Genomic DNA, 14,268 nt, shown 5'->3' on the forward strand with positions numbered 1-14,268 from the left:
GCATGAGTCCCGCACCGGCTCGGTGGGAAAGGTGGGTGGCTGCCCGACCCGGCCGCCGTTGCGGCCAGACCATGGAGGAACATGTCCGTCGCTCAGACCACCCCCGTCCGCCGCCCGCGCCTCGTGCGCAGCATCGCCTACTGGGTCCTCGTGCTCACCTCGATCGCGAGCCTCGCGATCGGCGTGCTGCTGACCGTGCCGAACATCGGCGTGATGACGTCGAGCCTGCTCGACGGCAGCGCCACGGGTGTCGAGGTCTACTCGGGACAGGCCTGGGTCACGCTCGGCGCGGCGCTCGCCGGTGCGGGTGTGCTCGGCATCCTGATCGCCCTCGCGCTCGCCGCCGGGGCATCGCTGATCCCGCGCGCCGTCGTGACCGAGACGGCCCCGGAGATCGCCGCGGAGCCCGAGAGCGAGCCGGCCGACGCCGACCTCGCGACCTCCGGCGCGCGCGACTGACGTCCACCTCAGGCCCCGTCCGGTGCCACGCCCTCGCGCGTGCGCCGGGTGGGGCCTTCGTCGTCCGTCAGCCCGCGGCAGCCGCGGTGCGGCGTCGCTGCACGAGGTCGGCGACGCCGGCGAGGAGCGCGACCAGGAGGAATGCGCCCACCGCCGCCATCCCGAAGGCGTAGGCGTCGTGGTAGACGACCGAATCCTGCGCCTCGCCCTGCTCGCGGTACACGGTCGCGTAGAACAGCGACAGCGCGACCGCGGTGCCGATCGCCGTGCCGAAGCGCTGACCGAGCTGCCCGACCGATCCGGCGAGCCCCGCCTGGTGGACCGGCACCTCGGCGTACATCAGCGTCTGGTTCGGCGAGATCACGAGGCCGCCGCCGAGGCCGGCGATGACCATGATCCCGGCCATGATGAAGCCGACCGCGCCCACCGGGGCGAAGACGGCCGCCGCGACGAGCCCGACGGCGCCGGCGAGCATCGTGGCGACGCCGGTGACGACGAGTGCGCGCCCCATCCGCGCGACGAGGCGTCCGCCGAGCCACGCGGTCAGCGAGCTGGTGAGCGCGAAGCCGATCGTGACGAGAGCCGCGTGAAGCGGATCGAAGTGCACGCCGATCTGCAGGAACAGCGTGGTGAGCAGGAACATCGCCGGCATCGCGGAGAAGTACGCCGTGCCGACCAGCGCGCCGTTGCGGAACGAGGAGACGCCGAACAGCCCGAGCGGCAGCAGCGGCGCGCGTCCGATTGCGGCGTACCGCCGCTCCCACCACAGCGTCACGGCGAGCAGCACCGCGAAGGCCGCGAGCGACCACCAGCGGGCTGGCGGGTCCTCCGGCGATCCGGTCGTGAACAGGAACGGCAGCATCAGCGCGATCACCGTCGCCCCGAACAGCGCCGTGCCGACCGGGTCGAGCTCGAGGCGCGGTCGCGGCCCGTCGGCGGCCCGGTGCCCGTCGCGGGGAAGCAGCCGCACGGCGAACCAGATCGCGATCAGCCCGGCGGGGAGGTTCATCCAGAAGATCCCGCGCCAGCCGTCCGCGGCGCCGCCGAGCCCGATCAGGATGCCGCCCGTCAGCGGGCCGAATGCGGTGGCGAGGCCGATCGTCGCGCCGAACAGACCGAAGGCCCGTCCCCGCTCCGCGCCCCTGAACAGCTGCTGGATGAGCCCCATCACCTGGGGCATGTGGATTCCCGCCGCGACTCCCTGCAGCACGCGTCCGACGAGCAGCACCTCGGCGTTCGGCGCGACGGCGCACAGCACCGACGCGAGCGTGAACAGCGCGAGGCCGACGACGAACAGCGTGCGCCGTGACCGCTGGTCGCCGACGCGCCCCATCGGCACCATCAGCAGACCGAGCGCGAGCACGTAGCTCGACACCACGAGCTGCAGCTCCGTGGAGCCGACCTCGAACGCCGCCTCGATCGACGGCAGCGCGACGTTGACCTTCGTCATGTCGAGGATCGTCAGGCTGGCGACGCCCGCACAGACCCAGAACGCGGGCCAGGGGCTGAGGCCGGCGGTGGACGAGGGCTCGACGGAGCGTGCGCCGCTCACGTCAGAACGGCAGCAGCGGGTCGATCGCGACGGCGACGAAGACGAGCGTGAGGTACGTGATCGAGGCGTGGAACACGCGCATCGGCCCGGCGGTCTCGCGCCTGACCGTGCGGTTGTACAGGCGGTGCGACTCGTAGAGGAACCAGCCGCCGAACACCAGCGCCGACACCGTGTAGACCAGGCCCATGCCGGCGACCGGGATCAGCAGCAGCGAGCACGCCACCGTGGCCCACGCGTACAGGATGATCTGCAGGCCGACCTGCACGCCGTCGCGCGTCGCGCCCAGCATCGGCACGTCGGTGTTCGCGTAGTCGGCCGCGTACTTGATCGAGAGCGGCCAGTAGTGCGGCGGCGTCCACAGGAACACGAGCGCGAACAGGATGAACGCGGCCCAGTCGAGCGAGTTCGCGACGGCCGCCCAGCCGATCAGCACCGGGAAGCAGCCCGCGATGCCGCCCCACACGATGTTCTGCTCGGTGCGGCGCTTGAGGATCATCGTGTAGATGACGACGTAGAAGAAGATCGCCGTCGCGGACAGCGCCGCGGTCAGCACGTTCGTGGTGAGCAGGAACCACACGGTCGAGACGATCGCCAGCGTCCACGCGAAGATCAGCGCGTTGCGCGGCGGGATCTCACCGGTCACGATCGGCCGGTTCTCGGTGCGCTGCATGTGCGCGTCGATGTCGCGGTCGATGTACATGTTGAACGCCGCGGCGGATCCGGCGCTCATCGAGCCGCCGATCACCGTGGCGAGCACCAGCCAGAGGTTCGGCATCCCGTCGGCGGCGAGGAACATCACCGGAACGGTCGACACCAGCAGCAGCTCGAGCACGCGGGGCTTCGTGAGGGCGACATACGCGCGCACCTTGCGGCCGAAGCCGGCCCTGCTGCGGTTCGACGTCGAGGTCTCCGGCGCGATCGTCGACATGCCGATGCTTCTCCTTCTGCGACCTCGATAACGACCTGGGCGCCGTCGCACGCGGATGACGGTGCGGACGCGCCCGGGAACGGCCCTTCGATTCTAGAGCATCGGCGGGACCTCACGACGCGCACGGCACCCCGGTGAGCGGCACGATACGCGCCCGTCACCGCGCCGTCTCAGAGCGCGCGATCGGGTATGTCACGCTCCGTGTCGGGACTCGATCCCGGCCATTTCCCCAGCGCTATGCTGGGGGCACACGCGCGCCACGCGCCGGTTGCTCCACCGTGCTTTTCACTCCAGTGCTGTCACGGCCACGATGCGCCGGCGCACGGGCGCACCACCCCACCACGAAAGGCGATCCGGTGACGGAACTGCGTTGGGATGAGATCGACAGGCGCGCCGTGGACACGGCCCGCGCCCTTGCGGCGGACTCCGTCGAGAAGGTCGGAAACGGCCACCCGGGGACGGCGATGAGCCTCGCCCCCGCGGCCTACCTGCTGTACCAGCGGGTGCTGCGGCACGACCCGAGCGACGTGCACTGGCCCGGTCGCGACCGGTTCATCCTGTCGGCCGGCCACTCGTCGCTGACGCAGTACGTGCAGCTCTACCTCGGCGGCTTCGGGCTCGAGCTCGACGACCTCAAGGCGCTGCGCACGTGGGGCTCGCTCACCCCGGGCCACCCGGAGTACGGCCACACCGACGGCGTCGAGATCACGACCGGCCCCCTCGGCCAGGGCCTCGCCTCGTCGGTGGGCTTCGCGTACGCTGCCCGCTACGAGCGCGGCCTGTTCGACCCGGAGGCCCCGGCGGGCGAGAGCCCGTTCGACCACTTCGTCTACGTCATCGCCGGTGACGGCGACCTCCAGGAGGGCGTCACCAGCGAGGCCGGATCGCTCGCCGGTCACCAGCAGCTCGGCAACCTCATCGCGATCTACGACTCGAACCAGATCTCGATCGAGGACGACACGAACGTCGCCTTCACCGAGGACGTCGCCGCGCGCTACGAGGCGTACGGCTGGCAGGTGCAGGTCGTCGACTGGAAGACGTCGGGCGAGTACGTCGAGGACGTCGCCGCGCTCCACGCCGCGATCGAGGCCGCGAAGGCCGAGACCACCAAGCCGTCGCTGATCGTCCTGAAGACGATCATCGGATGGCCCTCGCCCGGCAAGCAGAACACGGGCAAGATCCACGGCTCGGCGCTGGGCGCCGACGAGCTCGCCGCCACCAAGAAGGTGCTCGGCTTCGACCCCGAGCAGACCTTCGCGGTCGCCGACGACGTCCTCGCGCACACCCGCGCGCTCGCCGAGCGCGGTGCCGCGGCGAAGGCCGAGTGGCAGCAGAAGTTCGACGCGTGGGCCGAGGCGAACCCCGAGCGCAAGGCGCTGTGGGACCGCCTGCAGGCCGGCACCCTGCCCGAGGGCATCGAGAGCGCGCTGCCGGTGTTCGAGGCGGGCAAGGACGTCTCGACCCGTGCCGCGTCGGGCCAGGTCATCAACGCCCTCGCCGCCGAGCTCCCCGAGCTCTGGGGCGGATCGGCCGACCTCGCCGAGTCGAACCTCACCACGATCAAGGACGCCAAGTCGTTCATCCCGGCCGAGTGGTCGACGCACGAGTGGAGCGGCAGCCCTTACGGCCGTGTGCTGCACTTCGGCATCCGCGAGCACGCGATGGGCGCGATCGTCAACGGCATCGTGCTGCACGGCCCGACGCGCGCCTTCGGCGGCACGTTCCTGATCTTCAGCGACTACATGCGCCCCGCGGTGCGACTCGCGGCCCTCATGGACATCCCGAGCGTGTTCGTCTGGACGCACGACTCGGTCGCGCTCGGCGAGGACGGCCCGACGCACCAGCCGATCGAGCAGCTCGCGACGCTGCGCGCCATCCCGAACTTCACGGTGGTGCGCCCGGCCGACGCGAACGAGACCGCCGTCGTGTGGCTCGAGATCCTCAAGCGTCGCGGCGGCCCGTCGGGAATCGCCCTGACCCGCCAGAACATCCCGGTGTTCGAGCGCGGCGACGGCGAGGCGACGGGCGACACGTTCGCGTCCGCGTCGCTCGCGGCCAAGGGCGCGTACGTCCTCGCCGAGGCGCCCAACGGCACGCCCGACGTCATCCTGATCGCCACCGGCTCCGAGGTGCAGCTGGCGGTCGCCGCCCGCGAGACGCTCGCGGCCGAGGGCGTGAACGCCCGCGTTGTGTCGGCCCCCTCGCTCGAGTGGTTCGCCGAGCAGGACGAGGCGTACCGCGAGAGCGTGCTTCCCTCGGGCGTCAAGGCGCGCGTGTCCGTCGAGGCCGGCCTCGGCCTCACGTGGCGCGGCATCGTCGGCGACAGCGGCCGCTCGGTCTCGATCGAGCACTTCGGCGCCTCGGCCGACTACAAGACCCTGTTCGAGAAGTTCGGCATCACCGCCGAAGCCGTGGTGAACGCGGCCCGCGAGACCATCAAGGAGAACGCATGACCACCCCCACCGCAGCTCTCGCCGCACAGGGCGTCAGCATCTGGCTCGACGACCTCTCGCGTCAGCGCATCACGACGGGCAACCTCGCCGAGCTCATCGAGACGCGCGACGTCTCCGGCGTGACGACGAACCCGACGATCTTCCAGGGCGCCATCTCGGCCGGCATCGGCTACGAGGAGGCGATCGCTGCCCAGGCGGCCGCCGGTGCGTCCGTCGACGAGGCGATCTTCGCCATCACGACGACGGACGTGCGCGACGCATCGGACATCTTCCGTCCGGTCTACGACGCCACGGGCGGCGTCGACGGCCGCGTGTCGATCGAGGTCTCCCCCGACCTCGCCCACGACACCGAGGCCACGATCGCCCAGGCGAAGGAGCTGCACGCCGCGGTCGACCGTGAGAACGTCCTGATCAAGATCCCCGCGACCCTCGCTGGCCTGCCGGCGATCACCGAGGTCATCGGCGCCGGGATCAGCGTCAACGTCACGCTCATCTTCAGCCTCGAGCGGTACGACCTCGTGATCGATGCCTACCTCGCCGGCCTCGAGAAGGCGCAGGCCGCCGGCCTCGACCTCTCGAAGATCCACTCGGTGGCGTCGTTCTTCGTCTCCCGCGTGGACACCGAGGTCGACAAGCGCCTCGCCGCCCTCGGCACGGACGACGCGAAGGACCTGGTCGGCAAGGCGGGCCTCGCGAACGCCCGTCTCGCGTACGAGCTGTTCGAGAAGCGGTTCGCCGAGAGCCGCGCGAGCGACCTCGTCGCCGCGGGTGCAAACGTCCAGCGTCCCCTGTGGGCGTCGACCGGCGTCAAGGACCCGGCGCTGCCCGACACGCTCTACGTCACGGGCCTCGTCGCGCCCGGCACTGTCAACACCATGCCGGCCAAGACGCTGGAGGCGACCTTCGACCACGCCGAGATCACGGGTGACACCGTGACCGGCGCGTACGCCGAGGCGCACGACGTGTTCGACAAGCTCGCCGCGGCGGGAATCGACCTCATCGACGTGACCGAGGTGCTCGAGGTCGAGGGCGTCGACAAGTTCATCGCCTCGTGGCACGACCTCCAGGAGACCGTGAAGGCCGCCCTGGAGAGCGCCGCGAAGGGGACGGACGCGTGACCTTCTCGATCCGCGTCTCGGGCGATGCCGAGACCGCGGTCGCCACGCACCTGCCGACGCTGATCGGCGACTACGTCGCCTCGAGCATCACGAACCTCAACCCCACCCTGTGGGGCCCCGAGGCCGAGGAGGAGTCGGCGAAGCGCCTCGGCTGGGTGCAGGCCGTCGAGGTCTCGCGCCCGCTCGTGGCCGAGATCCTCGCCCTGCGCGAGGAGCTCGCGGCAAAGGGCGTCGACCGCTTTGTGCTCGGCGGCATGGGCGGCTCGTCGCTCGCGCCCGAGGTCATCACCCAGACGGCCGGGGTCGAGCTCACCATCCTCGACTCGACGTCCCCGGGCCAGGTCCTCGCCGCACTCGACGGCGGCCTCGAGCGCACCGCGCTCGTTGTGTCGTCCAAGTCGGGCTCGACCGTCGAGACCGACTCGCAGCGCCGCGCCTTCGAGGCAGCCTTCCGCGACCTCGGCATCGATCCCGCCGAGCGGATCATCGTCGTCACCGACCCCGGATCCCCGCTCGACGAGTCGGCGCGCGCCGCGGGCTACCGCGTGTTCAACGCCGACCCGAACGTCGGCGGCCGCTACTCGGCCCTCACCGCGTTCGGGCTCGTCCCCTCGGGGCTCGCCGGCGTCGACATCGACGAGCTCCTGGACGAGGCCGAGGCCTCGCTGCTCGAGGTCGCGATCGACGCGCCCGAGAACCCCGCGCTGGTGCTCGCCGCGGCGATCGCCGGCACGCAGACGCCCGACGGCTCGGCCCGGCGCGACAAGCTCGGCCTGATCACGGACGGCACGCACATCGTGGGCCTGCCCGACTGGATCGAGCAGCTCATCGCCGAGTCCACGGGCAAGCAGGGCACGGGCATCCTCCCCGTCGTGCTGCTGCCGGTCTCCCCCGAGCTCGAGTCGAAGCCGGCCGACCTGCAGATCGTGCGCCTCGTCGACGACGCCGACGAGGTGGAGCACCGTCACCACGGCGAGATCCTCGTCAGCGGCACGCTCGGCGCGCAGTTCGTCGTGTGGGAGTACGCAACGGCGATCGCTGGTCGCATGCTCGGCATCAACCCGTTCGACCAGCCCGACGTCGAGTCGGCGAAGGTCGCGGCCCGCGGCCTTCTCGACGCGCGCCCCGAGCCGACCGCTCCGGCGTTCGTCGAGGCCGGCGTCGAGGTGCGCGTGAGCGACCCGGCCCTCGCCGCCAGCGGCACGGTGCAGGGCGTCCTCGACGCCCTCTGGGCCGCGCTGCCTGCCGACGGCTACGTGTCGATCCAGGCATACGTGAACCGCCTCGAGGTCCCGCAGCTGCAGGGCCTGCGCGAGATGGTCGCGGCCGACTCCGGTCGCCCGACGACCTTCGGCTGGGGTCCGCGCTTCCTCCACTCGACCGGCCAGTACCACAAGGGCGGTCCGGCGCAGGGAGTGTTCCTGCAGATCACCGAGCGCACCGAGGTCGACGTCGAGATCCCCGAGCGTCCGTTCACGTTCGGTCAGCTGATCGAGGCGCAGGCCGCCGGCGATGCGAACGTGCTCAGCGAGCACGGCCGACCCGTCGTCACGCTGACGCTCACCGACCCGCAGGCCGAGATCCTCGCGCTGTTCGAGGCGGCACAGTGACGGACGCCGCTGGACCGGTGCAGATCGCCCGCGGGATCAACCCGCTGCGGGACCCGTCAGACCGACGGCTCAACCGCATCGCGGGGCCGAGCGCGCTGGTGATCTTCGGCGTGACGGGAGACCTGTCGCGCAAGAAGCTCATGCCGGCCGTGTACGACCTCGCCAACCGCGGCCTCCTGCCGCCCGGATTCGCGCTCGTCGGCTTCGCCCGCCGCGACTGGGAGGACCAGGACTTCGCGAAGGTCGTCCACGACGCCGTCAAGCAGTACTCGCGCACGGAGTTCCGCGAGGAGACGTGGCAGCAGCTGCAGCAGGGAATCCGGTTCGTGCAGGGCGAGTTCGACGACCCCGAGGCGTTCCGGCGCCTGCGCGAGACGGTCGACCGTCTCGACGTCGAGCGCGGCACGATGGGGAACCACGCGTTCTACCTGTCGATCCCGCCGAAGGCATTCCCCGTAGTCGCCCAGCAGCTGCTCGACTCGGGGCTCGTCGACGACAGCCCCGACGACGACCGCTGGCGCCGCGTGGTGATCGAGAAGCCGTTCGGCCACGACCTCGCCTCCGCGCGAGAGCTGAACGACTCGCTCGAGGCAGCCTTCCCGGCCGACTCGATCTTCCGGATCGACCACTACCTCGGCAAGGAGACGGTCCAGAACATCCTGGCGCTGCGCTTCGCGAACGAGCTCTACGAGCCGATCTGGAACCGCAACTACGTCGATCACGTGCAGATCACCATGGCCGAGGACATCGGCGTGGGCGGTCGCGCGGGGTACTACGACGGGGTCGGCGCGGCACGCGACGTCATCCAGAACCACCTGCTGCAGCTCCTCGCGCTCACCGCGATGGAGGAGCCGATCAGCCTCTCGGCCGAGCATCTGCGCGCCGAGAAGGAGAAGGTGCTCGCCGCCGTCCGGCTGCCGGAGGACCTGTCCACGGCGACCGCGCGCGGCCAGTACGCGGGCGGCTGGCAGGGCGGCGAGCAGGTGTGCGGCTTCCTCGAGGAAGAGGGCATGAACCCTCAGTCGACGACGGAGACGTACGCGGCCATCAAGCTCGAGATCAACACCCGCCGCTGGGCGGGAGTGCCGTTCTACGTGCGCTCGGGCAAGCGCCTCGGCCGCCGCGTGACCGAGATCGCGGTCGTGTTCAAGCGCGCCCCCGAGCACCTGTTCACGCGCGGTCAGACGGCCGAGCTCGGGCAGAACGCGCTGGTCATCCGAGTCCAGCCGGACGAGGGCGTCACCATCCGCTTCGGCTCCAAGGTGCCCGGCTACGGCACCCAGGTGCGCGATGTGACGATGGACTTCGGCTACGGCCACGCGTTCACCGAGGCGAGCCCCGAGGCGTACGAGCGTCTCATCCTCGACGTCCTGCTCGGCGACCCGCCGCTCTTCCCCCGTCACGAGGAGGTGGAGCTGTCCTGGAAGATCCTCGACCCGGTCGAGGAGTACTGGGCCTCGCTCGGCGGCCCGCTCGAGCAGTACGACTCGGGCTCGTGGGGTCCGCCCTCGGCCGATGAGCTCCTTGCCCGCGACGGCCGCGTCTGGAGGCGCCCGTGATCATCGATCTGCCCGACACCACCGTCAGCAAGGTCGCCCGCCAGCTCGTCAGCACGCGCGAGGAGGGCGGCGCCGTCGCCCTCGGCCGCGTGCTCACCCTCGTCATCAAGTCGCACCGCGGCTTCGAGGAGGAGGCGATCGAGGCGGCCAACGACGCGTCGCGCGAGCACCCGATGCGCGTCATCGTGCTCGTGACGGACGCCGAGGGCGACGCGCGTCTCGACGCGCAGATCCGCGTCGGCAGCGACGCGGGCGCCAGCGAGGTCATCGTGCTGCAGGCATACGGCGACGCGGCGAGCAACGAGTCGACGCTGCTCACCGGTCTGCTGCTTCCCGACGCGCCCGTCGTGGCCTGGTGGCCGGATGAGCCGCCGTCCCAGCCGGGGGCGTCGGCCCTCGGTCGGATCGCGCAGCGCCGCATCACCGACACGTCCACCGCGCCGTATTCATCGGACCGGCTCGCGAAGCTCGAGGAGTCGTACACGCCCGGCGACACCGACCTGGCGTGGACGCGGCTGACGAACTGGCGCGAGCAGCTCGCGGCGGTGCTCGACCAGCCGCCGTACGAGCCCGTCACCGCGGTCTCCGTGCGCGGCGCGTCGACCTCCCCGTCGACCGCACTGCTCGCGGCCTGGCTCGGGCTCGCGCTCGACCTTCCCGTCGACTGGCAGTACGAGGATCCGGCGGTCTGGGATCACGGGATCCACTCGGTGCGCCTCACGCGGCCGAGCGGCGACATCCTGCTCGAGCGTCAGACCGAGTCGCTCGCGCTGCTCACGCAGCCCGGGCAGCCCGACCACGAGCTGCACCTCCCCCGTCGCTCGCTGCGCGAGTGCCTCGCGGAGGAGCTGCGCCGCCTCGACCCCGACACGCTCTACGGGCGGGTCATCAGCGACGGCTGGTCGCGCCTGACCGAGCCTCGGGAGTCGGCATGAGCGATCGTCGTGTCGTCGTCCTGCCCGACAAGGCGCAGCTCGCCGAGGGAGTCGCGAACCGCTTCGTCGGCCGCCTCGCCCAGCTGACGCAGGAGGGCCGGCCGGTGCACATCTCGCTCACCGGCGGGTCGATGGGCTCCGCCGTGCTCGCCGCGACGGCCGCGCACGGCTGGGCGTCGAACATCGACTGGTCGCTTGTGCACTTCTGGTGGAGCGACGAGCGGTTCGTGCCGCGCGCCGACGCCGAGCGCAACGCGGGACAGGCGCGTGACGCGCTGCTGGAGCGCATCAGCGTTCCCGCGGAGAACGTGCACGAGCCTGCCGCGTCCGACGACGGCATCACGCTTGACCAGGCCGCCTACGCCTACGCCGCCGAGCTCGCGCGCTACGGCGAGGACGACCGGCCGTGGCCCGCGTTCGACGTGTGCTTCCTCGGGGTCGGCCCCGACGGCCACATCGCGTCGCTGTTCCCCGACCGCAGCGAGGTGCTCGTCACCGACCGCGCGGTGCTGCCTGTGCGCGAGTCGCCCAAGCCCCCGCCCGAGCGGATCACGTTCACGCTGCCGGTGATCAACACCTCGGCCGACATCTGGATGGTCGTCGCCGGCGCCGACAAGGCGTCGGCCCTCGGCCTCACGCTCGCGGGCGCGGGCCAGGCGGGCGTCCCGGCCGCCGGCGCGTCCGGCACCGCCGACACGGTCGTGTTCGTCGACCAGGATGCCGCCGCGGACGTCCCCGAGGATCTGATCGACCCGGAGTACTGAGCACTCCCGCTCGTTGAGCGAGCGAAGCGAGTCGAAACGGCCCGGACTTCCCATGGCATCTGCCGCAGGGAGTCCGGGCCGTTTCGTCTCGTCGCTTCGCTCCTCGCTCAACGACCGGAGTCGGGTGGGAGCAGCAGACGCGTGCTGCGCGTGAAGGCTTACTGGCCGCGCTTCTCGCGCAGCTTCTGGAGCGCCTCGTCGAGCAGCTCCTCGGCCTCGTCGTCGGTGCGACGCTCCTTCACGTAGGCGAGGTGCGTCTTGTACGGCTCGTTCTTGGCGACGGCGGGAGGGTTGTCCTTGTCGCGCCCCGCGGGAAGCCCCGAGTGCGGGTGGTCGACGATGTCGGGGATCTCCTCCTCGGGGAGCCCCGCCGCATAGTGGCGCACCGTCTCGTTGCCGAGCCCGTCCCAGTAGCTCACCGAGATGCGGTCGGCGTGGTGCCCGTGGTCCTGCTCCCCCATGGGGCCGGAGCCGACGCGCGTGCCGCGGATCGCGTTACCACCGACGGCCATGTCAGAGCACCGAGGCCTTCGTGATGAGGCCGAGGCCCACGATGGAGAAGAACCACACGAGGGCGAGCACGATGGTCAGGATGTTGAGGTTTCGCTCGGCGAGGCCCGACGAGCCCATCGCCTGCGACATGCCACCGCCGAACATGTCGGAGAGCCCGCCGCCCCGTCCCTTGTGCAGCAGGATCAGCAGCGTCAGGAGCAGGCTGGTGAGCCCCAGCAGCACCTGGAGGATGAATTCGATGACCGACACTAAGGAGACCTTTCGTGGGTGCGGAACGGAGAACCCGCACGAAGGATCAGTATACGGCCCACCCCGCCGCGCGGTCGTGCGCGGCAGGGCGGGTCGACGACGACTCAGACGCCGACGTGCTTCTGGAAGCGGATGATCGAGGCGAACTCGTCGACGATCAGGCTCGCGCCGCCCACCAGGGCGCCGTCGACATCCGGCTGGCGCATGAAGCTCGCGATGTTCGCGGCCTTCACCGAACCGCCGTACAGGATGCGGGTGCGCGCGGCAGCGTCGTCGCCGAGCTTCGTCTTCACGACGTCGCGGAGCTTCGCGCACACCTCCTGCGCCTGCTCGGGCGTCGCCGCCTGGCCCGAACCGATCGCCCAGACCGGCTCGTACGCGACGACGATGTCCGCCGCGGCGTCCACGCCGTCGAGCGCGATCTCGAGCTGACCGACCGGCACGGCGCTGGCGCCGTGGGTCTCGAGGTCCTCCGCCGTCTCGCCCACGCAGATCACGGGGACGAGCCCGTGCTTCAGGGCCGCCTTGACCTTCGCGGCGACGATGTCGTCGCCCTCCGCGTGGTACTCACGACGCTCGGAGTGGCCGATGATGACCGATCCGACGTCGAGGCGCTTCAGGAACGCGCCGGAGATCTCGCCCGTGTACGCGCCCGACTCGTGGACGGACAGATCCTGCGCGCCGAGGCCGAACGGGATCTTGTCGGCGTCCATCAGCGTCTGCACGCTGCGCAGGTCGGTGAACGGCGGGAAGACCGACACGTCGACCGACTCGAAGTCGTGCTTCGCGTCCTTGAGCGCCCAGTGCAGCTTCTGCACGAATGCGACCGCCTGAAGGTGGTCGAGGTTCATCTTCCAGTTGCCCGCGATGAGCGGGGTGCGGATCATGCCCATCCGAGGACCTCCAGTCCGGGAAGCTTCTTGCCCTCGAGGAACTCGAGGCTGGCGCCGCCGCCGGTCGAGATGTGGCCGAAGGCCGCATCCTCGAAGCCGAGCTGGCGCACCGCCGCGGCGGAGTCGCCGCCGCCGACGACGCTGAGGCCGTCGACCTCGGTGAGCGCCTTGGCGACGACCTTCGTGCCGTTGGCGAAGTTGGGGAACTCGAACACGCCCATCGGACCGTTCCAGAACACCGTCTTGGAGCCGCGGACAGCCTCGGCGAACGCCGCGGCGCTGTCGGGGCCGATGTCGAGGCCGATGCCGGAGGCGCCGAAGGGCGTGTCCTCGATGGCGTCTGCCGCGGTCACGGCGTGCTCCGCGTCGGCGCCGAACTTGGCGGCGACGACGATGTCGGTCGGCAGGACGAGCTCGACGCCCTTCTCCTGCGCCTCGCGGATGTATCCGCGCACCTTCTCGAGCTGGTCCTCCTCGAGGAGGCTGGAGCCGACCTTGTGGCCCTGGGCGGCGAGGAAGGTGAAGAGCATCCCGCCGCCGATCAGCAGGCGGTCAACGCGCGGGAGCAGGTGGTCGATGACGCCGAGCTTGTCGGACACCTTCGAGCCGCCGAGGACGACCGTGTAGGGCCGCTCCGGGGTCTCCGTGAGGCGGTCGAGCACCTCGAGCTCCGTCGCGATCAGCAGGCCAGCCGCGCTCGGCAGCCGCTGCGCGAGGTCGTAGACGCTCGCCTGCTTGCGGTGGACGACGCCGAAGCCATCCGAGACGAGCACGTCGCCGAGGGCGGCGAGCTGCTCGGCGAAGGCGCCGCGCTCCGCGTCGTCCTTCGACGTCTCGCCCGGGTTGAAGCGCAGGTTCTCGAGGACGGCGATGTCGCCGTCCTCGAGGGCCGCGACCGCATCCCGAGCCGACTCGCCGACCGTGTCCCGCGCGAACGCGACCGGCTTGCCGAGCAGCTCGGACAGTCGCTGCGCGACCGGCTCCAGGCTGTACTTGGCGTCGGGCGCGCCCTCGGGACGACCGAGGTGCGAGACGACGATCACGCGGGCTCCCGCGTTGATCAGGGCGTTCAGGGTGGGGAGCGACGCGCGCACGCGCCCGTCGTCCGTGATCGTGCCGTCCTTGAGGGGGACGTTGAGGTCGCAGCGCACGATGACGCGCTTGCCGGCGACCGAACCGAGGGAATCGAGAGTTCGCAGAGACATCGATCCGACTCTACCGCGCGGCATCCGCTC

Annotated in this window: 13 protein-coding genes; 7 read left to right on the plus strand and 6 right to left on the minus strand. The window is 70.9% G+C overall.

Features of this window, described 5'->3' with window-relative positions; all coding sequences use genetic code 11:
• The first annotated feature begins 81 nt into the window (after window positions 1-81).
• Entirely contained in the window at window positions 82-459 is a 378-nt protein-coding gene (locus tag IR155_RS04395; RefSeq protein WP_135113560.1) for a dinucleotide-utilizing enzyme, read from the plus strand.
• Window positions 460-526: 67 nt separating this feature from the next.
• Here IR155_RS04395 and IR155_RS04400 read toward each other — a convergent pair whose 3' ends face one another.
• Together IR155_RS04400 and IR155_RS04405 are read right to left on the minus strand one after the other, a co-directional pair.
• Window positions 527-2,011, minus strand: coding sequence for an MFS transporter (locus IR155_RS04400; RefSeq protein ID WP_267899510.1), 1,485 nt, complete (start codon window positions 2,009-2,011; stop codon window positions 527-529).
• 1 nt (window position 2,012) lies between these two features.
• On the minus strand, window positions 2,013-2,939 hold the full coding sequence (locus IR155_RS04405) for a heme o synthase (RefSeq protein WP_135113562.1): 927 nt from the start codon (window positions 2,937-2,939) through the stop codon (window positions 2,013-2,015).
• Window positions 2,940-3,295: 356 nt separating this feature from the next.
• Between IR155_RS04405 and tkt the strand changes: the two genes are divergently transcribed.
• From tkt to pgl, 6 genes are read left to right on the plus strand one after another with little or no spacing between them, the layout of a single operon-like run.
• Window positions 3,296-5,392 carry a transketolase gene (tkt, locus tag IR155_RS04410; protein ID WP_135113564.1) on the plus strand — a complete coding sequence of 699 codons (2,097 nt, stop codon included), beginning with the start codon at window positions 3,296-3,298 and terminating at the stop codon, window positions 5,390-5,392.
• Complete coding sequence (tal, locus tag IR155_RS04415) at window positions 5,389-6,510, plus strand: transaldolase (RefSeq protein ID WP_135113566.1); 1,122 nt, start codon at window positions 5,389-5,391, stop codon at window positions 6,508-6,510. Before tkt ends, tal begins: the two co-directional genes overlap by 4 nt.
• Complete coding sequence (locus IR155_RS04420; RefSeq protein ID WP_135113568.1) at window positions 6,507-8,120, plus strand: glucose-6-phosphate isomerase; 1,614 nt, start codon at window positions 6,507-6,509, stop codon at window positions 8,118-8,120. Before tal ends, IR155_RS04420 begins: the two co-directional genes overlap by 4 nt.
• Window positions 8,117-9,679, plus strand: a complete 1,563-nt coding sequence (gene zwf / locus IR155_RS04425) for a glucose-6-phosphate dehydrogenase (protein ID WP_194210294.1) — start codon at window positions 8,117-8,119, stop codon at window positions 9,677-9,679. The genes IR155_RS04420 and zwf overlap by 4 nt, the downstream gene beginning before the upstream one ends.
• Window positions 9,676-10,614 (plus strand): glucose-6-phosphate dehydrogenase assembly protein OpcA, encoded by a 939-nt coding sequence (locus tag IR155_RS04430; protein WP_135113570.1) that lies wholly within the window; start codon window positions 9,676-9,678, stop codon window positions 10,612-10,614. The genes zwf and IR155_RS04430 overlap by 4 nt, the downstream gene beginning before the upstream one ends.
• A complete protein-coding gene (pgl, locus tag IR155_RS04435; protein ID WP_135113572.1) occupies window positions 10,611-11,378 on the plus strand; it encodes a 6-phosphogluconolactonase in 768 nt (255 codons plus the stop codon). Before IR155_RS04430 ends, pgl begins: the two co-directional genes overlap by 4 nt.
• Window positions 11,379-11,536: 158 nt before the next feature.
• Here the strand turns inward: pgl and IR155_RS04440 are convergent, their stop codons facing one another.
• The 4 genes from IR155_RS04440 to IR155_RS04455 all read right to left on the minus strand — a co-directional run bounded on the left by IR155_RS04440 (window position 11,537) and on the right by IR155_RS04455 (window position 14,238).
• Window positions 11,537-11,890 (minus strand): RNA polymerase-binding protein RbpA, encoded by a 354-nt coding sequence (locus tag IR155_RS04440; protein WP_135113574.1) that lies wholly within the window; start codon window positions 11,888-11,890, stop codon window positions 11,537-11,539.
• 1 nt (window position 11,891) lies between these two features.
• Window positions 11,892-12,140, minus strand: coding sequence for a preprotein translocase subunit SecG (gene secG / locus IR155_RS04445; protein ID WP_135113576.1), 249 nt, complete (start codon window positions 12,138-12,140; stop codon window positions 11,892-11,894).
• A gap of 104 nt (window positions 12,141-12,244) precedes the next feature.
• A complete protein-coding gene (tpiA, locus tag IR155_RS04450; RefSeq protein WP_406916379.1) occupies window positions 12,245-13,027 on the minus strand; it encodes a triose-phosphate isomerase in 783 nt (260 codons plus the stop codon).
• A complete protein-coding gene (locus IR155_RS04455) occupies window positions 13,024-14,238 on the minus strand; it encodes a phosphoglycerate kinase (RefSeq protein WP_135113580.1) in 1,215 nt (404 codons plus the stop codon). Before IR155_RS04455 ends, tpiA begins: the two co-directional genes overlap by 4 nt.
• Window positions 14,239-14,268 lie beyond the last annotated feature (30 nt).

Origin of the sequence: Microbacterium paludicola (assembly GCF_015235415.1) — a bacterium.
GTDB classification, from domain to species: domain Bacteria; phylum Actinomycetota; class Actinomycetes; order Actinomycetales; family Microbacteriaceae; genus Microbacterium; species Microbacterium paludicola.